Here is a 20,876-nt window from a genome sequence, read left to right on the forward strand (position 1 = left end):
CGGCCGGAAGGTGTCAGGCGTGCCTGGCGCGGGCATCCGCGGCCTCGCGACCGCACGCGTAGGCAAGGGGGTTGATCAGTTCCTCCGCGTCGGGCAGCCAGCGGTTCGCGGGGGTGGGCCGGCGGGCCCACTGGACCGCGCCGCGGCCGCCGTACCGGGTCGGCGGAGCCGGCACCCAGTCGCCCTCGCCGCGCGCCTTCAGGTCGATGGCGGACGGTGACCAGCCCAGCTTGCGCACCAGGTCCGGGACCTTGGCGCCGGCGCCGGGCAGGACGAAGAACAGCATGCGGCGGTCGGGGGTCAGCGCGACCGGTCCCAGGGTGAGTTCCATCCGCTCCATCCGGGCCAGCGCCAGGAATCCGGCGGTCTCCGGCACGTCGATCGCGTCGAAGGTGCGGCCGGTGGGCAGCAGGACCGAGGCCTGGGGCTGCCGCTGCCAGGACCGGCGGACCTGGACGGCGCTGCCGGTGGCCTGGGCCGCCCAGTCGTCGCGCGCCGGGTGGGCGCCGGGGGCCGCGCACTCCGCCGCCCCGCAGGAGCACACCTCCTTGCCGTCGCCGGGCTCCAGCCAGGTACCGGGGAACACGTCCCAGTGCCGCTCTTCCGCGTACCGCACGGCTTGGTCCAGCAGCTGCTCGCCACGCTGCTTGGGGATGGGTGCGGCTTCCGTGACTCCCATGGTCTCTTCCACGTCCTTCACAACTCCCCCCGTCACCTGGGGTTACGGGGGCGGAGCCAGGCGGCGTGCGCGACCGGTGCCGCATCGATCCTGCACGCGGGGCGCACGGGTGCATGGGCGGGGGCGCGCACGAGGCCGGGAACCGGGGACTGGGTAACGACCTCCGTGAACGCACGCCTGAAATCCGACAACCCCCGGCAAGCGAGCGCAAGAGTGCCAGGTTCCGGGCAAGTTACGCATTCTCCGCATCCCAACAGGGCAGTGATCAGTCGAACGATCACCCGTGGCCTCAGGGGGTTTCTTCCATGGCAGCCAGGCCTCTCGTAGCCCGCCAGCCGAACGAACGGCTGCAGGCGCTCATCCAGGAAGCCGGGTGCTCCAACGCCGGACTCGCCCGCCGCGTGAACATGTGCGGCTCCGAGCACGGACTGGATCTCCGCTACGACAAGACGTCCGTGGCCCGCTGGCTTCGCGGCCAGCAGCCCCGCGGCCGGGCCCCCGGCATCATCGCCGAGGCCCTCGGCCGCAAACTGGGCCGCACCGTCACCATCGACGAGATCGGCATGGCCAACGGCAAGAACCTCGCCTCCGGGGTCGGCCTGCAGTTCTCCCCGACCGTGCTCGGCGCGATCGAGCAGGTCTGCGAGCTGTGGCGGTCCGACGTCGGCCGCCGCGACTTCCTGGCCGGCTCCACCGTCGCCGCCTCCGCCCTCGTGGAACCCAGCCGCGACTGGCTGATCACACAGGCCGACGCCCAGGTCGCCCGGACCGCGGGCGCCCGGGTCGGCCTCAGCGACGTCGAGGCCGTACGCGCCACCACCGAGGCCCTGACCGACCTCGACCACCGGTTCGGCAGCGGGCACGTCCGCCCGGTCGTCGTCCACTACCTCAACAGCGTGGTGTCGGGGCTGCTGGGCGGCTCGTACCGGGAGCCGGTCGGACGGTCCCTGTTCGCGGCGGTCGCCCGGCTCACCGAGCTGGCCGGCTACATGGCCGTGGACACCGGCCAGCCGGGGCTGGCGCAGCGCTACTACATCCAGGCCCTGCGGCTGGCCCAGGCCGCCGGCGACCGCGCGTACGGCGGCTACGTGCTCGCCGCGTCGATGAGCCACCTGGCCGCCGAGCTCGGCAACCCGCGCGAGATCTCGCAGCTGGCGCGGGCCGCCCAGGAGGGGGCCCGGGGGCAGGTGACCCCGCGGGTGCAGGCGATGTTCTTCGCGGCCGAGGCGCGTGGGCACGCCCTGCTGGGCGACGCCCGGGCCACCCAGGTGCTGGCCGGGCGGGCGGTGTCGGCGCTGGAGCGGGCCGAGCCGGAGTCCGGGGACGACCCGGTGTGGATCAGGCACTTCGACACGGCGTACCTGGCCGACGAGCTCGCGCACTGCCACCGCGACCTCGGGCAGGCGGACGCGGCCGGGCGGCGGGCCGAGGAGGCCTTGCGGGCGCTGCCCGAGACCAAGGCCCGCAGACGGGCCATCGGCCTGCTGCTGCTGGCGGCCGCGCAGGTGGAGAAGCGGGAGGTGGAAGAGGCCTGCCAGACCGGCGCGCGGGCGGTGGAGCTGCTCGGGACGCTGCGGACGAACCGCGGGGCGGAGTACCTGGAGGACTTCCGCCGGCGGCTGGTGCCGTACCGCGACGAGGCCGCCGTCCGGGAGTTCACCGCGCGTCTGGAGATGCAGCCGGTCTGAGCCGTCCCGCGGGCCGGCACGGAGAAGTCGGCGGCCGTACTCCGGCGTGCCTGCTTGAGTTTGATCACGGGTGCGTGGCAGTCCGTCAGGAGGACCCGGTAGCGTGAGCCGACGATTCCGTAGGTGGAGAAGGAGTCCCGGTGACGCAGAGCGGCCAGGGGGGCGAACCGCAGTACCCGGCGGCGCAGCCCCCGCGCGAGGGCATCGTGCTGCCCGCCGACGGTTCCGGGCCCTGGGTCCCCGGCACCCCCGAGGCGCCGCCCGCGGCGCCGGTCGGCGGCCGGCCGTGGGACGCCGAGTGGGGTCCGGGCGCCCCTCCGCAGACCCCTCCGCCACCGGCACCGCCGCAGACCCCGCCATCCCCGCTCCCGCCCCAGCCGGGTTACGGGTATCCGCCCCCGCAGGGTTACGGGTACCCGCACCAGGAGTACTCCCACGAGTCGTACGGGCAGCAGCAGGCACCGCCGCCGTACCAGGACCCGTACGCGCAGCAGCAGCCGCAGCATGACTACGGGCAGCAGCAGCCTCAGGCCTACGGGCAGCAGCCGGAGCAGCCCCGACAGCCCGAGCCGCCGCAGCAGGCGTACGGGCAGCAGGGGGAGAGCGAGCCGCACGGGCAGCAGCCGTACTGGCAGCCGGCCGGCTACGAGCAGCAGCCGCCCCCGCAGCAGCCGTACCAGACCATGGGCACGGACGCCGAGGCCACCTCGCTGATCCCGCCGTACCAGGCGCAGGCGCAGGCGGCGGCGGACGCGGAGGCGACCTCGCTCATCCCGCCGTACCGGGCGCAGCCCCCGATGGGGACGGACGCCGAGGCGACCGCCTTCATCCCGCCGTACCAGGCGCAGGCCATGGGCTCGGACGCCGAGGCGACCTCGCTGATCCCGCCGTACCGGCCGCAGGCCGCCGGTGCGGACGCCGAGGCGACGGCCTTCCTGCCGCCGGTGCCGGCCGGCGCCGGGTCCCCCGGGGGACCGGCCTCGCCCGCGGACAGCGATCCGACGCAGTTCATCCCGCCGGTGCCCGCCGCGCCCGCGCAGTCCGGGCCGCCCCCGGAGTTCGACGGGCTGTTCCGCAACGACGACGCGGCCGGGTCCACCGCCCAGCTGCCCAAGATCGAGGAGCCGGTGGCGCCGCGGCGCCCGCAGCCGCCCGCCCGCGGCCGCCAGCAGCCGCCGCAGCCGCCCGCCGGCTACGGCTACCCGCCGCAGCCCGGCCCCGGCGGCTACCACCCGCAGCCGCCCCCGCCGCCCGGCTACGGCCGGCCGCCGTACGGCGGCCCCGGCGGCGAACCCGAGCCGCGCCGGACGCCCGTCGCGCTGATCGTCGCCGGCGTGGTGGGCCTGGCCGTGGTCGGGCTCGGCGTGGGCGCCCTGATGGGCGGCGAGAAGGGGTCGAACAGCCCCACCGAGTCCTCGCAGGTGTCGGAGTCCTCCAGCCCCAGGGCGGGCGGCAGCAGCGCGCCGGCCGCGGAGGAGCCCGTGGACCCGGCGAAGGGCCAGGCGATACAGCTGGACAAGCTGCTCGAGGACAGCAACGACAGCCGGGCCGCGGTCATCCGCTCGGTCGAGGACATCAAGGGCTGCGACAACCTGGACCAGGCCGCCGACGACCTGCGCGACGCCGCCCGGCAGCGCGAGGAGCTGGTCACCCGGCTCCAGGAGCTCCAGGTCGACAAGCTGCCGGACCACGCCCGGCTGTCCGCCGCGCTGAAGAAGGCCTGGCAGGCTTCCGCCGAGGCCGACAACCACTACGCGGAGTGGGCCGAGCAGGTCGACGGCAGCAAGAAGCTCTGCAAGGGCGGCAAGGCCAGGAACACGAGCCACGCGCAGGCGGGCAACAAGGCGAGCGGCGAGGCGACCCAGGCGAAGCAGTCCGCCTCGGCGCTGTGGAACCGGATCGCCGGCAAGTACGACCTGCCGACCCGCGACCGCACCCAGCTCTGACCGGGGCCGGGCCGGGCCGGCGGCGGCCGGGGCGCACCGCCCCGGCCGGCCGTACGGCTCCCGGGGGCGGGTCGCGCGGCCCCGGGGCGTCGGTCAGCTGGTGGTCGGGGCGGATTCCAGGGTGTCGGTCATGTCCATCACGCGTTCGCCCTGCGCGGTCAGCACGCCGCCCTGCACCCGCTGGAAGGTCACCCGGCCGTTGACGATGCGCGGGAAGCCGCCCACCGCCCGCATGTCCTCGTAGCGCCAGCGCAGGTCGGGGGTGAGGCCGCCGGTCTTCACGCCGTCGGCGCGGTCCAGGGCGCGGGCGACCCGGCGGGAGGTGATCTCGCCGTCGCCGAGCCCCCTGATGATCTCCGAGAAGACCGTGTACGCGATCCAGGTGGTCTGGGTGCCGGTGTCCGCGGGGTCGACGCGGGCGTCGGCGAAGGCCTGCTTGTTGATCACCTTGCGCATCGGCTCCCACAGCGGGTCCGAGGCGACGGGGTACCAGCCGGTGACGTACGCGCCCTCGAAGGGGCCGTCCTTGCCGCCCGTACGGTTGACCAGGCCCTGGCTGACGCTGCCGAGCACCGAGGCGATCTTCACCTTCTGGTCCTCGCCCTCGACGCGCCGGAACGAGTCGAAGAACGTCTCGGTGCGCTCGCCGAGCGCGGCCGTCACGCAGCCTTCGGCGGCCTTGTCGCGGGCCGCGGCGGAGCCGATCGTGTCCGCCATCCGGCTGCCCGCGCCCGCTTCCGTGAGGGCCGCGCCGGCCACATCGCCGTAGTTGGTGGCGTCCTCGGCGGCCCGGATGTCGGCCGCCTTCACGCCGGCCCCGCCCGGGGCGGACTTGAGGCCGGCGTTCAGCAGCAGCGGCATGCTGTCGCCGGCGAGGGTGTCGGGGCGCACCAGCGCGATCTTCTTGCAGATGCGTCCGAGCTGGCGGCCGGTGCCGGCGAGCAGCACCGGCTGCCCGCCGTTGACGGGGTAGGACAGGCTGCTCTGGAACTCCTCCGCGGAGACTCCGTACCCGCCGATGAAGGGGACGCCCGCGGTCTCCAGCGGCACCATGAAGGCGCGCCCGTGCTGGCTGTACGAGCCGACGACCGCGACGGCGTTCTCGTCGACGGCCATGCGGGCGCAGTCGGCGGCGCCGCTCGGCGTGTTGTGCTCGTTGCAGGTGATCACGCGCAGCTTGTGGCCGTTGATGCCGCCGCGGGAGTTCACCCAGCGCTCGTACGCCTTCGCCATCGCGGGCATGCCGGGCATGTTGGTGGCCTTGGTGCCCTCGGGCGCCCAGGTCATCACGGTCAGGGGCTCCCCGGATCCCCCCGCGTCCCCGGGGAGCACCCCACAGCCGCCGATGAGGGAGGCACCCAACGCCGTACACAGGGCCGTGCGGGCCGCGGATGCGATCGAGCGAGTGGAGAAGGTGCGCCGCCTATCGGTCATGTGCATGCACACTTCCGCGTCGCGGGTAACGGCCGAGTGATGTCCACTCAACGTTCGGTGACATCCAGGTGAACTACGGGGGCGTAAAGATCGCGGGAAGGGAGGAACGTACGATCGACGACCGTGACATTCGTCCAAGCTTCGAAGAACCCTTCCCGCCGCGGCCACCGCTCCACCACCATGGGCGGCATGCCGCTCAACGACATGCCGTGGTGGCGCTGGCGCAGCAACGTGCGCTCGGCGCTGCACATGCTCTCCGACCCGGACTTCCACGAGAAGTACTGGCTGGCCGGCCTCGACGGCTACGGCGACGTCACCGACGCGGTGTACCGCCTGGTCGAGGACACCTGGCTCGACAGCTGGTCCGCCGAGAAGTACGTCGGCACGATATTCCGCGACTCGCAGGAGGCCGCGCTCGTCGACGTGGCCGTGCTGCGGGTCCTGCGGATCCTGCACCAGGTCGGCCCGGACGCGCCCGTCTCCGGGTATCTGGAGCACCACGGCTGGCCCGAGGCGGTCCGCGCCGCCCGCGACGCCCACGTGCGCCTCGCGGCGGCCGACGGCGACGACCCGGACATGGTGCCGTGCTCGCTGGAAGCGCTGCGGATCATGACCACGGGGGCCTGAGGACCGGTCCGCGGGAAGCCGCGTGTCCTCTGGTCGGACAGGCTGCGGGCGGGGCCGCGAAATGTGAAAGTCTGTGGCGTCATGAGCGACCCGCATGAAACCAGCGCGCCCCAGCAGTACGTCCTCACGCTGTCCTGTCCGGACAAGCAGGGCATTGTGCACGCCGTGTCGAGTTATCTGTTCATGACCGGATGCAACATCGAGGACAGCCAGCAGTTCGGAGACCGCGACACCGGTCTCTTCTTCATGCGGGTGCACTTCGAGGCGGAGTCCCCGGTGACGGTCGAGAAGCTGCGGGCCAGCTTCGCCGCGATCGGCGACACCTTCCGGATGGACTGGCAGATCCACCGCTCCGACGAGCGCATGCGGATCGTGCTGATGGTCTCGAAGTTCGGGCACTGCCTCAACGACCTGCTGTTCCGGTCCCGGATCGGCGCCCTGCCGGTGGAGATCGCCGCGGTCGTCTCCAACCACACCGACTTCGCCGAGCTCTCCGCCTCGTACGACGTCCCCTTCCACCACATCCCGGTGACCCGGGACAACAAGGCGGAGGCCGAGGCGCAGCTGTTGGAGCTGGTGCGCGCGGAGAACGTCGAGCTGGTCGTCCTCGCCCGCTACATGCAGGTGCTCTCCGACGACCTGTGCAAGGCGCTGAGCGGCCGGATCATCAACATCCACCACTCCTTCCTGCCGAGCTTCAAGGGCGCCAAGCCGTACCACCAGGCGCACGCCCGCGGCGTGAAGCTGATCGGCGCCACCGCGCACTACGTGACCGCCGACCTCGACGAGGGCCCGATCATCGAGCAGGAGGTCGAGCGGGTGAGCCACGGCGTCACCCCCGACCAGCTGGTCGCCATCGGCCGGGACGTCGAGTGCCAGGCCCTGGCCCGCGCCGTGAAGTGGCACAGCGAGCACCGGGTGCTGCTCAACGGCTCCCGCACGGTCGTCTTCGCCTGATCCGGGCCGCTTCTCCGCGTCCGGGCGGGTGCCGGGGCGCGGAGTACGGGCTCGGATGATCGGGCGTGGGCGGGCGTGGACGGGCCGGTCTCAGAGCCTGCTGAGCGAGGCGGCCGCGAACAGCACGTCACGGATCGCCTCGGCGTCGCCGTGCTGCCCGGCCGCGGCCTCCTCCGGCGGGACGTGCCCGGCGGCCAGCCGGCAGAACTCGGCCCCGTCGAGGGCGATCTCGGCCACCGTGTGGTCCGCCGAGGTGGCCGCGCCCGGCGAGTCCAGGGCGATGTCCCAGGAGCCGCCGCCCGCGCCCTCGATCTCCAGGTGCAGGGTGCGGCCCGGGGCGCCCGCCGCGACCAGCCCGCGCGACGGCGAGGCCAGCCCCGCCCGGCGGCGCTCGGCGAGCACCCCCGGCAGCAGCCGGGCCGCCAGGTCGACCATGCGGTGCAGGTGCGGCCCCGCGGGCTGGTCGTACGGGTAGTCCACGGCCTCCGCGATGTCGGCGGCGTGCACCCAGCACTCGAAGGCCCGCTCCAGGAACGCGTCGGCGAGCGGCAGCGCGAAGCCGCCGTAGTCCACGCCCAGCCCGTCCGCGCCGCTGCCCGCGAAGGACACCGTGCGGACCAGGGTGTGGCCCTGCTCCCGCCACGGCTCGCGGACCTTCCGGGTGGCCGGGTGCGGCGCGGCCGCCCAGAACTGCTCGGTGCGCACGTCGGGTCCGCCCGCGGGCGCGTCCGGGCCCAGCGGGTCGTCGAGCCCGAGGGCGGTCGCGACGAGGCCGTCCACCGTCAGCAGGTGGCCGATCACCCCGGCGACCGTGGTGCGGCGGCTCTGCTGCCGCTCGTGCGCGAACCACTTGAGCCGTACCGGCGCGTGCCATTCGGCGTCGCCGAAGTCCCGCAGCAGCGCGTCGAGCCGCGCGGTCTCGGCGTCGTACGGCGCCGCCCAGCCGGGTACCGGTATCCGGGCGGGCCGCCGGCCCAGGCAGCCCTCCAGGACCCGCGAGCGCAGCAGCGGGTCCAGGTCCAGGGTCTCGTCGGGGTGCAGCAGGGCGACCGCGTCGCGCAGCCGCAGGGCCTCCTCGGCACACGGCGCGCACTCCGTGAGGTGGTCCTCGACGGCCTGCGTCTCCTCCACCGAGCACGCGGCGAGCGCCCACGCGCCCAGCAGCGACTTCAGCACGCGGTGGGTCGGCGGGCCGACGGGTGCGGGGGCCGGCGCGGGAGCCGGCTTCCGCGCGGGGGCGGCGGTCTGTGCCTCGGGCGGCTCGGGCAGCTCGGACGTCTCGGGCGGTTCCAGCAGCGCGGACGGCTCGGACGGCTCCTCCGTGTCTGTCGAGCCGGGACCGGGGCCGGGGTCGGTGACGGCGCCGACGTCGGGGTTGGCTCCGGAGCCGGAGCCGGAGCCGGAGCCGGAGCCGGAGCCGGAGCCGGAATCGGGGTCGGAGCCGGGGCCGGAATCGGGTTCGGGGTCGGGTTCGGGGTCCGGTGGGGGTGCGGGGAGCAGGGTGGGGGCGCGGCGGGGGTCGAGGTCGTCGGCGGCTCCGCGGGGGCCGGGGATGCGCGGGGCGACCGGCCCGCGGTCCTCGCCGTCGCCGGGGCGGTGCGCGTTGCCCGAGCCGCTCATCGGACGGTTCCGTAGCCGGGCGGGGAACCGCCCTCGGTGGTCAGGACGTTGGCGGTCGACAGCAGCTGGAGGCCGAGCCGCAGCCGGCGCCGGGCCTCGTCCTCGGTGACTCCGAGGTCGGCGGCGGCCTGCCGGTAGTCGCGGCGCTGGAAGTAGGCGAGTTCGAGGGCGGCCCGCAGGGGTGCGGGCATCGAGGTGACGATGTAGTCCGCTCGGGCGGCGGCCGAGGCCATGCGCACCTTCTGCTCCAGTTCCTCGCGCGATCCGCGGCCGAATTCGGTCTGCCGCAGCCGGGCCACTGCCTGGCCCTGGGTGATCCGGGCGACCCAGGACCGCATGGAGCCCTGCTTGGGGTCGTAGGCGTCGGGGTTCTCCCAGATGTACCCGAAGACTTCGCGGGTGATCCGGTCGGCGGCGCGTTCGTCGCCCAGAACGCGGTAGGCCAGGCCGTGGACGAGTGAGGCGAAGCGGTCGTAGAGCTCGCCGAGGGCGGCTGCTTCGCCGCGGGCGAGGCGTTGCTGCATGCGGCGGTCCCAGCGCGGTGGTGCGTCCTTCGCCATGGCAGCCCCCAGCCCTGAGTCGTCCACTCGAATGTAATGGCCAACTGCCTTTTGGTGCCGAGCTTCCCCAAAATCCCCGCGGGGGCGGGCCGTCCGTGCTAGTGGCGTCCCGGCGAGGCTGACATCGCCCCCAGGGGGTCGGCGGGGCCGGAGGTTGCCCCTCGGGGCGTCGGTGGAGTTGAAGGGCGCGCCCCGGTGCGCGCCCCTGTGCGCGGGGGCGGTGCGGCCACTTGGTTGTCCGCTTCGCTTAACGTCCAGGCCATCCAGGCCGTACGCTGCCGCCTGTCTTGAACTGCACCCACCGCACATGTGAAGGCGGAACGCCGAATATGGACAGCGCAGAGTACGAGCGCAAGATCGCCGCCCGATTCGCCACCTTCGACCAGGACGGCAACGGCTATATCGACCGGGAGGACTTCAGCGCGGCGGCCAAGGCCGTGCTGGCCGAATTCGGTACCACCGCGCGCTCCGACAAGGGGCAGGCCGTGTTCATCGGCGCGGAGGCCTTCTGGCAGGGCATGGCCGGGATCGCGGACGTCGACGGGGACCAGCGGGTGACCCGCGAGGAGTTCGTGACCGGCGCCGCGAAGCGGCTGCGGGACAGCCCCGCCCGGTTCGCGGAGATCGCCCGCCCCTTCCTGCGCGCCGTGGTCGCCGTGGCCGACGAGGCCGGTACCGGCATCACCACCCCGCAGGCCGCGGCCCGGGTGCTGCGGGTGCTGGGCACGCCGCAGGCGCTGGCCGAGGGGGTGGCCGCCGCGCTGGACGCCGACGGCGACGGCCGGATCTCCGAGGACGAGATCCTGACCGCCTTCGCCGGCTACTGCGGAGTCGAGCCGCCCGACGCCGGATAGCGGCCGACGGCGGGGCCGAGGACGCGGGCGGGCGCCCACCCGCCTCCGCCCCCGCCCGGTCACGCGTACCGTTCGCGGAGTTTGTACTTGAGCACCTTGCGCAGGGTGTCGTTGCGCGGGAGGGCCTCGACCAGTTCGAGCTGTTCCGGGAGCTTGTGGGTGGCGAGGCCTTCGGCGCGGAGGTACGCCGTGACCGTGGCGAGGGTCAGGGGGTCGGCCCCCGGGGGCTGTTCGACGACCGCGCAGACCCGTTCCCCGCGCTCGGGGTCGGGCAGTCCGACGACGGCGGCGTCGCCGACGCCGGGCAGCCCGTGCAGCAGGTCCTCGATCTCCTTGGCGGAGATGTTCTCGCCCTTGCGGATGATGACGTCCTTGCTGCGGCCGGTGAGGACGAGGTGGCCGCCGTCGGTGAGGTGGCCGAGGTCGCCGGTGATCAGGTAGCCGTCGGCGTCGAAGGCCTCCGCGCTCTGGGCGGGGTCGAGGTAGCCCCGGCAGACGGCCTCGCCGCGCAGCCGGACCTCGCCGTCGGTGCCGGCGGGCAGCGGGCTGCCGTCCGGGCCGGTGATGCGTACGGACATCCCGGCGGGCGGCCGGCCCTCGGTGTGGGCGAGCTGCTCCGGCGAGTCGTCGGGCGACCCCATGGTGATCATGGGGACCTCGGTCATGCCGTAGCCGTGGGTGAGGGCGCAGCCCAGTTCGCGGACCACCGCGTGATAGATCTCCGGCGGTTTGGGCGCGCCGCCGCCCGCGAGCAGCCGCAGGGTGGGGATGAGCGGGGTGGCCGGATCCTTGCGCTGCTCGGCGAGGAACATCGAGTAGAAGGCGGTGGAGCCGCCCGCGACGGTGACCCCGTGCCGCCGGTAGCCGTCGAGGGCCTCGGGCAGGGCGAACTTCTCGAAGAGGACCGCCGGGAAGCCGTACAGCAGCAGCATCACCAGGTAGTCGGGCCCGCCTATGTGCGCGTAGGGGAAGGCGATCGAGCCGACGTCGGCGGGGCTCAGGTGCAGGGCGTGCGCGAGGCAGGAGCCGCCGGCGATGAGCGAGCGGTCGGTGTGCAGGACGCCCTTGGGGTCGGAGGTGGTGCCCGAGGTCCAGTAGATCCAGCGGACCTCGGTGCCGGAGGCGGGCGGCGGGGGCAGCAGCTCGGGGTCGCCCTCGGGCAGGTCCTCGTACGCCTCGAAGACGCCGCGGGCGCCGAGCCGCCGCGCCATCGCGGTGTGGTCGAAGCCGCGCCAGGTGCCGGGGACGGCGAAGAACGCGGCCTTGGACTCGCGCAGCGCGAAGCCGGTCTCGCGGTCCCGGTAGAAGGGGATCACCGGGGACTGGACGGCGCCGAGCCGGGCGAGGGCGGCCGACAGGAGCACGGTCTCGATCCGGGTGGGCAGCTGCCAGGCGACGACCGTGCCGGGGCGCACCCCGCGCGCGTACAGGCCGGCGGCGGCGCGCTCGGCACGGTCGCGCAGTTCGCCGAAGGTGAGGCGGCGGCCGCCGTCGGCCTCGATGAGGACGGGAGCGGCGGGGGTGAGCGCGGCCCGTCGTGCGATCAGCTCCCACAGGGTGGGGGCGGCGGCCAGCCGGTGTGCGGTGGCAGAGGTGGCCGAGCCGGCCGCGGGGGCGGCGGCCGAGGTGGCGGAGCCGGCGGTGGCGTCCGTGTCCTTGTCCGGGTGCGCCGCCGCGCCCCTGCCCGCGCCCGTTTCCGTTTCGGTGTCCGTCATGCCCTGACCTCCGTGAGCGGCGACAGCTGACGTCTCGTCAGATCGACTGCGAAGCGTAGGGCGCGGGCGCTTGTCGGTCCAGGGGTGGCGGGGCTAGCTTGTTTCTGACGATCCATCAGAAACGGCGAGAAACGGCGAGGGGAACCCCATGGAACTGCCCCGGATCATCAGCGTGGACGACCACGTGATCGAGCCCGCCCATCTCTTCGAGAGGTGGCTGCCCGCCAAGTACCGCGACCGGGGTCCCCAGCCGCTCACCGCGGGCATCGGCGAGCTCGTCTACACGGGCGGCAAGTACGTCATCTCCATGGACCCCGACGGCCCGCCCACCGACTGGTGGATCTACGAGGACCTGAAGTTCCCGTACAAGCGCAACATCGCCGCCGTCGGCTTCGACCGCGACGACATGACCCTGGAGGGCATCACCCGCGAGGAGATGCGCCGCGGCTGCTGGGACCCGAAGGCGCGCCTCGCCGACATGGACCTCAACCACGTCGAGGCCTCGCTCTGCTTCCCGACCTTCCCGCGCTTCTGCGGCCAGACCTTCGCCGAGGCCAAGGACAAGGAGGTCGCCCTCGCCTGCGTGCGCGCCTACAACGACTGGATGGTCGAGGAGTGGTGCGGCGACAGCGGCGGCCGCCTGATCCCGCTGTGCATCATCCCGCTGTGGGACCTCGACCTCGCGGTGGCGGAGATCCGGCGCAACGCGGCCCGCGGCGTGCGCGCGGTGACCTTCTCCGAGATCCCCACCCACCTCGGCCTGCCCTCGATCCACTCCGGCTACTGGGACCCCTTCTTCGCCGTCTGCCAGGAGACCGGCACCGTCGTCAACATGCACATCGGGTCCTCGTCGCAGATGCCCGCCGCCTCCCCGGACGCGCCGCCCGCCGTCCAGGCCTCGCTGAGCTTCAACAACGCCATGGCCTCGATGATGGACTTCCTCTTCAGCGGGGTGCTGGTGAAGTTCCCGACGCTGAAGCTGGCGTACAGCGAGGGCCAGATGGGGTGGATCCCGTACGCCCTGGAGCGCGCCGACGACGTCTGGCAGGAGCACCGCGCCTGGGGCGGGGTCAGGGACCTGATCCCCGAGCCGCCGTCCACGTACTACTACCGGCAGATCTTCTGCTGCTTCTTCCGCGACAAGCACGGCATCGCCTCGATCGACGTCGTCGGCCGGGACAACGCCACCTTCGAGACCGACTACCCGCACGTCGACTCGACCTTCCCGCACACCAAGGACGTCGCCCTCGACCACGTGAAGGGCCTCGACGACGAGACCGTCTACAAGCTGATGCGCGGCAACGCGATCCGCATGCTGGGCCTGGACCTCGACCGCGACCGCCGCCGGGTGGGCTAGTGGACCTCACGTACACCGACGAGGAGCAGGAGTTCCGGGCGCGGCTGCGCGAATGGCTCGGCAAGGTGCTGCCCGAGCTGCCCCCCAAGCCCTCCCCGGACGACTGGCCGGGCCGCCGCGCCCACGACCTGGGCTGGCAGCGCCGGCTGTACGACGCCGGATACGCGGGCCTGCACTGGCCCGCGGACGCCGGCGGCCGCGGGGCCACCCCCACCCAGCACCTGATCTTCCTGGAGGAGACCGAGCGGGCCGGCGCGCCGTACGTGGGCGCCAACTTCGTCGGACTGCTGCACGCCGGACCCACCATCGCCGCCGAGGGCACCGCGGAGCAGCGGGCCCGCTGGCTGCCGCCCGTGCTGCGCGGCGACGAGGTGTGGTGCCAGGGCTTCAGCGAGCCCGACGCCGGCTCCGACCTCGCGTCGCTGCGCACGCGCGCGGTCCGCGACGGCGACGACTACGTGGTCACCGGCTCGAAGATCTGGACCTCGCACGCGGAGGTCGCCGACTGGTGTGAACTGCTGGTGCGCACCGACCCGCACGCCGCCAAGCACCGGGGCATCAGCTGGCTCGCCATGCCGATGGACGCGCCCGGGGTGACCGTACGGCCGCTGCGGACGCTCGCCGGGTCCGCCGAGTTCGCGGAGATGTTCCTCGACGAGGTGCGGGTGCCGGCCGCCAACCGGGTGGGCGAGGAGAACGACGGCTGGCGGGTCACCATGGTCACCCTCTCCTTCGAGCGCGGCACCGCCTTCGTCGGCGAGGTCGTCGCCTGCCGCCGGGTGCTGGCCGCACTGGCCCGCGAGGCCCGGAGCACCGGCCGCTGGGACGACCCGGTGCTGCGGCGCAGGCTCGGGCGGCTGTACGGGGAGTTCGGCGCGCTGTGGCGGCTGACCCAGTGGAACGTCAGCGACGCGCAGCGCACGGGCGGGGTCCCCGGCACCGGCGGCTCGGTCTTCAAGCTGCGCTACTCGCACGCCCGGCAGGAGCTGTACGACACGGCGGCGGAGGTGCTGGGGGCGGGCGCGCTGGAGGCGGACCGCGAGTGGGTCGCCGACCGGCTGTCCTCGCTGTCGTACACGATCGCCGCGGGCACCTCGCAGATCCAGCAGAACATCGTGGCCGAGCGGATACTCGGCCTTCCGAAGGGCCGGTGAGGATGGCGTGGACTTCCAGCTGACCGAGGACCAGCGCGACCTGCGGGCGGGCGTACGGGAACTGCTGGCGGGGCGGTACGGGCGGGAGGCGCTGCGGGCGGCCGTGGACCGGGCGGAGGCCGGGGGAGCCGGCGCGGCGGCGACCGGCGGGGTCGATCCCGGGGCGCGCGGCGGCGGGGTCGTGGACCGGGGGCTGTGGCGGGAGCTGGGCGCGGCCGGGTTCTTCGCGCTGCGGCTGCCGGAGGCGGCCGGCGGGGTCGGACTGGGCCTGCCGGAGGCGGCCCTGGTCTTCGAGGAGGCGGGGCGGGCGCTGCTCCCCGGGCCTCTCGTGGCCACGCACCTGGCGGCGGGCACGGTGCCGGGCGCGGCGGCCGGCGAGGCGGTCGTGACGGCCGCGGACCTGGGCGGCGGGCTGATCGCGTACCTCGCGGAGTCGGACGCGGTGCTGGGCGCGGCGGGGGAGCCGGCGGAGGTGGTGGCGGGGGCGGAGCCTGCGGTGGCGGTCGCGGCCGGGGATGCGGCGGCGGAGGCGGTGGCGGTCGCCTCGGTGGACCCGCTGACGCCGCTGGTGCGCGTACCGCACCCGCCGGTGGCGGCGGCCGGGCACCGGGCGGAGGGGGCCCTGCTGACGGCCGCCCTGCAGACCGGCAGCGCGCTGCGGACCTGCGAGCTGGCGGTGCGGTACGCGAAGGAGCGCGAGCAGTTCGGGCAGCCCGTCGGAGCCTTCCAGGCGGTCAAGCACCTGTGCGCGCAGATGCTGGTACGGGCCGAGGTGGCGCGGGTGGCGGTCTACGCGGCGGCGGTGACGGCCGACCCGGCCGAGATCGCGGGCGCGAAGCTGCTCGCCGACGAGGCGGCGGTGCGCAACGCCCGGGACTGCCTCCAGGTGCACGGCGGCATGGGCTTCACCTGGGAGGCGGACGTGCACCTGCACCTGAAGCGGGCCTGGGTGCGGGCGGAGCAGTGGGCCACGGCGGCGGAGGCGGAGGAGCTCCTCGCGGCGGAGCTGCTGGATGCGGCCGCGATGCCGTGAGGGCGGGGTGCCCGTGACGCAGCGGTGTCGTGAGGCCGGGAGGCCCGTGACGCAGTGGTGCCGGGATGCCGTGAGGCCTGAGAAACGGGTGGGACGTGGCGGGACGCATGTCCGATTACGGAGAGTTGATATCGGTTTGTGTCCTTCGCCCGACTCGTTACGTACCGGAGTCGAGGGCGCGCTCCGGTACGCTCCGACGAATGCGAGCGGTTGAGCGGCGCGGGCGTCGCACAGTATGCACCACGCCCCTGCCTTCGCGCTGGAATATGCCCGAAGCGCTTGTTGTGGTGACTGTATGTCAACCATGCTGCTCCGCAAGGGGATCACGGACCGTGATCCCGTTCCGTCGTGAGGCGAAGTGTCCGCCGGTTCGGATGGTGTGAGCGGTGCAGGTGCTTCAGGTTCAGCTGGAGGTCGGTCCGGACCCCGCCGAAGTGGGCCGGGCGCGCAGATGGGCGCGTTCCCGCCTGGCGGGATGCGGCGTGGGGGTGGACGAGCCGCTCGCCGACACGCTGGTCCTCCTGATCTCCGAACTGGTCACCAATGCCGTGGTGCACACCGGCTGCCCGGCGGTGCTGCGGATGCTGTTCGGCGGGCCCGGCGTACGGGTCGAGGTCATGGACACGAGCGACTGCCCGCCGGCCCGGCGGCACGCGGAGGACTCGGAGACGAGCGGCCGCGGACTGGAGCTGGTGGACGGCCTGGCGGACCGCTGGGGGTGGCAGCGCGAGGCCACCGGCAAGCGGATCTGGTGCGAAATCGACCATGCGGACAAAACGCCCGAACCTACCCCTCAGCCTCACATGTACCTCTAACGAGGAGTTGACGGACTGTCATGCGTTGATCACCCTTGAGGTGAGCGACGCGTCGCGAGGGGACGCCAAGGGTTGACCTTGACGAGTGCGGGTCGTGGGGTGGCGGCTGCCGTGCCGCGCTCGGGGCGCGCATGGACGCGTGCCGCCACCCACAGATCGGTCGCGGCCGCGCAGGGCGTGCAGGGAGCGGCGCGCCATCGGGGCGAGTCGATGCCCCTCGCTGGGCCGGTGCTCGCGGTCGCTCCCACCGCGTGTCGTCAATTGCCGTAGTCGATGCCGGTGTTGGAGTAGCCGCCGTTCTCGGCGGAGGCCTCCCCGGTGTTCTTCGCGGCGGCGGATCCGGGGCCGGTGCCGCCGGGACGGCGGATGCCGGTGTTGGCCCTGCTGCCGGTGCCGGAGGCAGCCGCCCGGCCGGTGTCCTCGGCGGTGTCGACCGGCCCGGCGGGTGCCGGCGCGGCCGGGGCGGGCTGCTGGAGGAGGGCCCAGACCAGGGCGGCTATGCCGGTGGCCCCCTGCACGGTCGCGCCGACCAGCTGGCCGGCGTCCGGGCCGTCCAAGAGCCAGATCAGCGGGGTGGACGCGATGCCCGCCACCGCCGCCACGACGACCGCGATCTTCCCGCCCTGCGTCATGTCCGGACCGCCCTCCCGTTGCCTCCCCGCACTGACAACAGGAACGCCGGACCCCGGCCGGCGGTTCCACCGGAACGGAGGCCGGGGCCGGAGACGGGTCAGCGGGGCGGGTGGAGGCGGCGGAAGTACGTCCAGCTGGTTTCGTTCGGCTCGGTCCACTCCTCGGGGGCGGACGCGTACTCGGGGTGGTGGGCGGCGATGTACGCGCGGGTCCGCTCGGGGACCTCCCCGTACGAGCCGAGCTTGCGGCCGCGGCAGTGGAAGGTGAGCCCGCCGGGGCGCTGCCCCTGGGCCATCCACGGCAGGTACGGGGACATCCGGGTCCAGGACATGGTGGCGGGCACGCTGGGCGCGTCGGTGGTGAACACGTCGGCGGGGGCGAAGAACTGGAACATCTCCAGCGCCCGGTACGTGTCGTCGGCGGAGTTCTCCGGGTAGTCGGCGACGGGCAGCGGCGAGGGGTAGGCGAGCGGGACCTCCAGGCTGAGGCAGACCTGGTCGCCGAGGCGGGTGAAGGGCACCGGGAAGGGCCGCCACTGCTGGTGGGCGGGGTCGTTCCAGACGTGCACGACCGGCTTCCCCTCCCAGCTCTCCAGGACGTCCCCGCTCAGCGGGTCGAGGTAGAAGGCGGCTTCCCGGGTGAGCAGTCGGTAGCCCGGCCCGTCCTCGACCAGCCGGGCCACGTTGACCCCTTCGAACCCGAACACGCGCCGGTAGGGCTCACCGGGGGCCCAGGAGTGGACGTCCCCGGTCCACCAGTACGTCACCTCCCGCCCGTCGAGCGAGGCGCGCGTACGGGCCAGGGCCGTGAGCAGTTCCGCCGGTGTCGGGTCTGCCGTGGTGGGGCTGTCTGCCGGTGTCATGGGGCCACTGTGGCCGCCCGCCCGGCAGCCCGGCAAGCACCGCACGAGCCGTCCCCGAACGGCTCGTTCAGGCCCGCCGGGCGGGTCCGCGTCCCGGCGGTCAGCGGGTCGGGCACTGCTTCCAGGCGAAGTGGTACTTGGTGGCGATGTTGCCGTCGGTCGAGTCCATGGCCATGAAGCTGTTGGTGGCGGCGGTGTCCGAGGTGCCGGCGCTCACGAGCAGCTCGGTGTTGATGTTGAAGTCGCGCTGCGTGCCGCACGGCTTGAACACCAGGGCCTCGATGCCGACCGTGTCGGTGGCCTGCCAGTCGCCCTGGAACGGGCCCTGGACGGAGTGGCTGCGGCGCGCCGTGGCGGACATGCCCTGGAAGTAGTAGCCGGCGCTCTGGGTGGCCCTGGCGCCGGGGGCCAGGCTCGCGAAGCCGCGGTAGTCGGTCTGGGAGACGGCGTACGTGTAGCCCTGCGGGACGTTCACCCGCAGGCCGAGCTGGCAGTTCTTGCGGAAGTCGGTGGGCTTGGCGCCCATGCCGATCTGGGACAGGTACTCGCTGTACGTCACGGTGAACGCGGTGTTGTCCTCCGATACGGCGACGGTCGCGCTGCCGGGCCGACAGCCGGAGCCGTTCACCGAGACCACGTCGATGGTGATCTGCCCGGCCGGTGCGGCGGCGGCCCGGGGGGCCGCCCCGGCGGACGGCGCGGCCAGCGCGGATGCGGCGAGCGCGGCGGCGGCACTGCTGACGAGGAGCGTCTTGATCATGGGAATGCCTTCCGGTCCGAGGGACCCGGCCCGCCCGAACCGTTCGGTCCGGGGGCCGGGGGCTCACCCGGAGGCATACACGAGCAGGCCGCCCGCAGGTCACGAGGACGCGCCCGTAGGCGGGCCTGCGGCGACCCGACGGGTGACACGGGGTGCGGCCGGTTGGTCGAGGGAGTGGGGGAGGCCGAGGGCGGGTCGGGGCGGCGCCGGGGGATGCGGAAGGGGCGCCCGGACGGGGGTTAGCCCCCCGCGGGGGCGGGCGGTAGCAGGATCGCGGCGGGTGAGCGCATCCGGACAAGGTGGGCAAGGCGCAGATCGCGGCAGGTTTCTGATCAATCCCCAGGAGTTGGCACATGCGTGAGCAGGCACGACAGACGTGGAGTCCGGCAGGTCGGCGCAGTGGCGCGTGGCGCGGAGGGTGGCGCCGCGGCGCGGTGGCCGCGGGGGCGGCGATGGCGGTGGCCGTGGGTGTGCCGGCGGTGGCCGGAGCGGCGCCGGCCGCCGCGTTCGCCCAGTCGGGCTCCGCCTCCCACGCACCCGCGCACGTCGGTCCGGATGCCGTCCGGCAGGGACTGCGGGAGCTCGTGCGTGCGGACGGCGTGCCCGCCGCGCTGGCGAGCGTCAGGGGACGCGACGGCCGCGACGGCCGCGTCGGGCCCACCCGTACGTACACGGCCGGTGTCGGGGACCTGGCCACCGGCGCGGGCGTGCCCCGGGACGGCCAGGTGCGGATCGGCAGCAACACCAAGACGTTCACGGCGGTGCTCGTCCTGCAACTCGTCGGCGAGGGCAGGATCGACCTCGACGCCAACGTCGACACGTACCTGCCGGGCCTGGTCCGGGGCGACGGCATCGACGGCCGCCGCATCTCCGTCCGCGAGCTCCTCCAGCACACCAGCGGGCTGCCCAACTACGTCAAGTACCTGGGCGACGAGGTGCGGTACTACTCCCCGCGCCAACTGCTCGACATCGCCCTGCGGCAGAAGGCCACCGCCGACCCCGGCGAGAAGTGGGAGTACAGCAACACCAACTACGTACTCGCCGGGCTGATCGTCGAGGAGGTCACCCGCCGCCCCTTCGCGGAGGAGCTGGAGCGACGGATCATCAAGCCCCTCGGGCTGCGCCACACCTATTTCCCCGCCCCCGGCGAGCTGACGATCCGGGAGGCCCACCCCAAGGGCTACTACCAGGAGGCGGCGGGCGCGCCCCTGCGCGACGGCACGGAGCTGGACCCCTCGTGGGGTTGGGCGGCGGGCCAGATGGTCTCCACCAACTCCGACCTCAACCGGTTCTTCGGGGCGCTCCTTTCTCCCGGCCGCCTCCTCCCGGCGGCCCAGCTCGCCGAGATGCGCACCACCGTCCCGGCCGGAGCCCCCTTCGCGCCCGGCACCGGCTACGGCCTGGGGCTCGTGAGCACGCCGCTGTCGTCGTGCCGGGGCGTCTACTGGGGCCACGGCGGCAGTACGACCGGGTACGAGACCCGCGGCGGCGCCACCGACGACGGCCGCGCCGTCAACATCGCCGTCACCACCCAGCCGTCCGACCCGGCGGTCATGAAGCACGTCGACGAGCTCGTGGACAGCGCCCTCTGCCGCGGGCGCTGACCCGCGGCAGACCGCTACCGCGCGAGCGGGAGGGCGATGTCGACGGCCGGTGCGGTGGGCGTGGAGGCGGGGGGCCACGGGGTGAAGTAGATCTCGCGGGGGGCCGCGGACGGGGTGCGGTGGTGGGTTCTGGCCCATCTGTAGAGCGCGTCGTAGGCGGAGATGATCTGCGGGTATTCGGCCTGGGCGCGGGTGATGCGGGTGCACGCCTGGGTGTGGGCCGGTTCGGTGCGGGTGGGGGCCGGGACCTCGGACGCGCGGGCCGGATCGATCGGCAGGCACATCTCCACCGGGCCGTCGCCGTCCTCGTCGACCTGGCCGTGGTAGACGACGTACGGGTGTCCGTACGGGCCGCCGTGCGCGTCGGCCACCGCGGACAGCCGGTCCCAGGCGGTCCGGATCCAGTCCGTGAGCTCCTCCGGGGTGACGTGGCGCCGGTCCGTCAGCACCAAGTGCTCGGGCACCTCGCGCAGTTCGATCTCGTACATGTCCAGGATCCCTTCGCCTTCGCCGTCCGGCAGTGCGTCGGCTTCCGTGGTGCCCGTGGCTTCCTCCATGCCCGGCATCGTGAGGCCTGA

Annotated in this window: 19 protein-coding genes; 10 read left to right on the forward strand and 9 right to left on the reverse strand. The window is 73.7% G+C overall.

Features of this window, described 5'->3' with window-relative positions:
• Positions 1–13: 13 nt before the first annotated feature.
• A complete protein-coding gene (locus OG764_RS20535) occupies positions 14–679 on the reverse strand; it encodes a bifunctional DNA primase/polymerase (protein WP_328969871.1) in 666 nt (221 codons plus the stop codon).
• A gap of 305 nt (positions 680–984) precedes the next feature.
• Here OG764_RS20535 and OG764_RS20540 point away from each other — a divergent pair, with 305 nt between their 5' ends.
• On the forward strand, positions 985–2,367 hold the full coding sequence (locus tag OG764_RS20540) for a transcriptional regulator (protein ID WP_328969872.1): 1,383 nt from the start codon (positions 985–987) through the stop codon (positions 2,365–2,367).
• A gap of 140 nt (positions 2,368–2,507) precedes the next feature.
• The gene (locus tag OG764_RS20545) at positions 2,508–4,313 is read left to right on the forward strand and encodes a hypothetical protein (RefSeq protein ID WP_328969873.1); all 1,806 of its coding nucleotides are present in this window, start codon (positions 2,508–2,510) and stop codon (positions 4,311–4,313) included.
• A 93-nt stretch (positions 4,314–4,406) separates the two neighbouring features.
• Here OG764_RS20545 and OG764_RS20550 read toward each other — a convergent pair whose 3' ends face one another.
• Positions 4,407–5,747 carry an ABC transporter substrate-binding protein gene (locus OG764_RS20550; RefSeq protein ID WP_328969874.1) on the reverse strand — a complete coding sequence of 447 codons (1,341 nt, stop codon included), beginning with the start codon at positions 5,745–5,747 and terminating at the stop codon, positions 4,407–4,409.
• A gap of 180 nt (positions 5,748–5,927) precedes the next feature.
• On the opposite strand from OG764_RS20550, the gene OG764_RS20555 reads away from it, so the two are divergent.
• The gene (locus OG764_RS20555) at positions 5,928–6,374 is read left to right on the forward strand and encodes an SCO4402 family protein (RefSeq protein WP_328973093.1); all 447 of its coding nucleotides are present in this window, start codon (positions 5,928–5,930) and stop codon (positions 6,372–6,374) included.
• 81 nt (positions 6,375–6,455) lie between these two features.
• Positions 6,456–7,331: a formyltetrahydrofolate deformylase gene (gene purU, locus OG764_RS20560; RefSeq protein WP_328969875.1), complete on the forward strand. Its 876-nt coding sequence runs from the start codon at positions 6,456–6,458 to the stop codon at positions 7,329–7,331.
• 90 nt (positions 7,332–7,421) lie between these two features.
• On the opposite strand, the gene OG764_RS20565 is transcribed toward purU, so the two are convergent.
• Both OG764_RS20565 and OG764_RS20570 read right to left on the reverse strand, forming a co-directional pair.
• On the reverse strand, positions 7,422–8,951 hold the full coding sequence (locus OG764_RS20565; protein ID WP_328969876.1) for a maleylpyruvate isomerase N-terminal domain-containing protein: 1,530 nt from the start codon (positions 8,949–8,951) through the stop codon (positions 7,422–7,424).
• Positions 8,948–9,511 (reverse strand): sigma-70 family RNA polymerase sigma factor, encoded by a 564-nt coding sequence (locus OG764_RS20570; RefSeq protein WP_328969877.1) that lies wholly within the window; start codon positions 9,509–9,511, stop codon positions 8,948–8,950. The genes OG764_RS20565 and OG764_RS20570 overlap by 4 nt, the downstream gene beginning before the upstream one ends.
• Positions 9,512–9,840: 329 nt before the next feature.
• On the opposite strand from OG764_RS20570, the gene OG764_RS20575 reads away from it, so the two are divergent.
• The gene (locus OG764_RS20575) at positions 9,841–10,365 is read left to right on the forward strand and encodes an EF-hand domain-containing protein (RefSeq protein WP_328969878.1); all 525 of its coding nucleotides are present in this window, start codon (positions 9,841–9,843) and stop codon (positions 10,363–10,365) included.
• 59 nt (positions 10,366–10,424) lie between these two features.
• On the opposite strand, the gene OG764_RS20580 is transcribed toward OG764_RS20575, so the two are convergent.
• On the reverse strand, positions 10,425–12,080 hold the full coding sequence (locus OG764_RS20580) for a class I adenylate-forming enzyme family protein (protein WP_328969879.1): 1,656 nt from the start codon (positions 12,078–12,080) through the stop codon (positions 10,425–10,427).
• 148 nt (positions 12,081–12,228) lie between these two features.
• Here OG764_RS20580 and OG764_RS20585 point away from each other — a divergent pair, with 148 nt between their 5' ends.
• The 4 genes from OG764_RS20585 (at position 12,229) to OG764_RS20600 (ending at position 16,439) form a co-directional block, all read left to right on the forward strand.
• Entirely contained in the window at positions 12,229–13,437 is a 1,209-nt protein-coding gene (locus OG764_RS20585) for an amidohydrolase family protein (protein WP_328969880.1), read from the forward strand.
• Positions 13,437–14,591 carry an acyl-CoA dehydrogenase gene (locus OG764_RS20590; protein ID WP_328969881.1) on the forward strand — a complete coding sequence of 385 codons (1,155 nt, stop codon included), beginning with the start codon at positions 13,437–13,439 and terminating at the stop codon, positions 14,589–14,591. Before OG764_RS20585 ends, OG764_RS20590 begins: the two co-directional genes overlap by 1 nt.
• 7 nt (positions 14,592–14,598) lie before the next feature.
• Positions 14,599–15,624 carry an acyl-CoA dehydrogenase family protein gene (locus OG764_RS20595; protein ID WP_328969882.1) on the forward strand — a complete coding sequence of 342 codons (1,026 nt, stop codon included), beginning with the start codon at positions 14,599–14,601 and terminating at the stop codon, positions 15,622–15,624.
• Between the two features lie 386 nt (positions 15,625–16,010).
• Positions 16,011–16,439 (forward strand): ATP-binding protein, encoded by a 429-nt coding sequence (locus tag OG764_RS20600; RefSeq protein WP_328969883.1) that lies wholly within the window; start codon positions 16,011–16,013, stop codon positions 16,437–16,439.
• A 257-nt stretch (positions 16,440–16,696) separates the two neighbouring features.
• Here OG764_RS20600 and OG764_RS20605 read toward each other — a convergent pair whose 3' ends face one another.
• The 3 genes from OG764_RS20605 to OG764_RS20615 all read right to left on the reverse strand — a co-directional run bounded on the left by OG764_RS20605 (position 16,697) and on the right by OG764_RS20615 (position 18,694).
• Positions 16,697–17,071, reverse strand: coding sequence for a hypothetical protein (locus tag OG764_RS20605; protein WP_328969884.1), 375 nt, complete (start codon positions 17,069–17,071; stop codon positions 16,697–16,699).
• A gap of 98 nt (positions 17,072–17,169) precedes the next feature.
• Positions 17,170–17,934: a DUF1838 family protein gene (locus tag OG764_RS20610; RefSeq protein ID WP_328969885.1), complete on the reverse strand. Its 765-nt coding sequence runs from the start codon at positions 17,932–17,934 to the stop codon at positions 17,170–17,172.
• A gap of 100 nt (positions 17,935–18,034) precedes the next feature.
• The gene (locus tag OG764_RS20615) at positions 18,035–18,694 is read right to left on the reverse strand and encodes a DUF4360 domain-containing protein (RefSeq protein ID WP_328969886.1); all 660 of its coding nucleotides are present in this window, start codon (positions 18,692–18,694) and stop codon (positions 18,035–18,037) included.
• A gap of 353 nt (positions 18,695–19,047) precedes the next feature.
• Between OG764_RS20615 and OG764_RS20620 the strand changes: the two genes are divergently transcribed.
• Positions 19,048–20,298 carry a serine hydrolase domain-containing protein gene (locus OG764_RS20620; protein WP_328969887.1) on the forward strand — a complete coding sequence of 417 codons (1,251 nt, stop codon included), beginning with the start codon at positions 19,048–19,050 and terminating at the stop codon, positions 20,296–20,298.
• A 14-nt stretch (positions 20,299–20,312) separates the two neighbouring features.
• Here the strand turns inward: OG764_RS20620 and OG764_RS20625 are convergent, their stop codons facing one another.
• Positions 20,313–20,855, reverse strand: a complete 543-nt coding sequence (locus OG764_RS20625; protein ID WP_328969888.1) for a hypothetical protein — start codon at positions 20,853–20,855, stop codon at positions 20,313–20,315.
• Between the last annotated feature and the right edge of the window lie 21 nt (positions 20,856–20,876).

The sequence above is a fragment of the Streptomyces sp. NBC_00239 genome, from assembly GCF_036194065.1.
Lineage (GTDB): Bacteria > Actinomycetota > Actinomycetes > Streptomycetales > Streptomycetaceae > Streptomyces.

What these genes read in the sequence shown, in the direction of transcription:
- OG764_RS20535 (WP_328969871.1), bottom strand. Translation starts at nt 679, where the DNA reads ATGGGAGTCACGGAAGCCGCACCCATCCCCAAGCAGCGTGGCGAGCAG.
- OG764_RS20540 (WP_328969872.1), top strand. Translation starts at nt 985, where the DNA reads ATGGCAGCCAGGCCTCTCGTAGCCCGCCAGCCGAACGAACGGCTGCAG.
- OG764_RS20550 (WP_328969874.1), bottom strand. Translation starts at nt 5,747, where the DNA reads ATGACCGATAGGCGGCGCACCTTCTCCACTCGCTCGATCGCATCCGCG.
- OG764_RS20555 (WP_328973093.1), top strand. Translation starts at nt 5,928, where the DNA reads ATGGGCGGCATGCCGCTCAACGACATGCCGTGGTGGCGCTGGCGCAGC.
- purU (WP_328969875.1), top strand. Translation starts at nt 6,456, where the DNA reads ATGAGCGACCCGCATGAAACCAGCGCGCCCCAGCAGTACGTCCTCACG.
- OG764_RS20565 (WP_328969876.1), bottom strand. Translation starts at nt 8,951, where the DNA reads ATGAGCGGCTCGGGCAACGCGCACCGCCCCGGCGACGGCGAGGACCGC.
- OG764_RS20570 (WP_328969877.1), bottom strand. Translation starts at nt 9,511, where the DNA reads ATGGCGAAGGACGCACCACCGCGCTGGGACCGCCGCATGCAGCAACGC.
- OG764_RS20575 (WP_328969878.1), top strand. Translation starts at nt 9,841, where the DNA reads ATGGACAGCGCAGAGTACGAGCGCAAGATCGCCGCCCGATTCGCCACC.
- OG764_RS20580 (WP_328969879.1), bottom strand. Translation starts at nt 12,080, where the DNA reads ATGACGGACACCGAAACGGAAACGGGCGCGGGCAGGGGCGCGGCGGCG.
- OG764_RS20585 (WP_328969880.1), top strand. Translation starts at nt 12,229, where the DNA reads ATGGAACTGCCCCGGATCATCAGCGTGGACGACCACGTGATCGAGCCC.
- OG764_RS20605 (WP_328969884.1), bottom strand. Translation starts at nt 17,071, where the DNA reads ATGACGCAGGGCGGGAAGATCGCGGTCGTCGTGGCGGCGGTGGCGGGC.
- OG764_RS20610 (WP_328969885.1), bottom strand. Translation starts at nt 17,934, where the DNA reads ATGACACCGGCAGACAGCCCCACCACGGCAGACCCGACACCGGCGGAA.
- OG764_RS20615 (WP_328969886.1), bottom strand. Translation starts at nt 18,694, where the DNA reads ATGATCAAGACGCTCCTCGTCAGCAGTGCCGCCGCCGCGCTCGCCGCA.
- OG764_RS20620 (WP_328969887.1), top strand. Translation starts at nt 19,048, where the DNA reads ATGCGTGAGCAGGCACGACAGACGTGGAGTCCGGCAGGTCGGCGCAGT.
- OG764_RS20625 (WP_328969888.1), bottom strand. Translation starts at nt 20,855, where the DNA reads ATGGAGGAAGCCACGGGCACCACGGAAGCCGACGCACTGCCGGACGGC.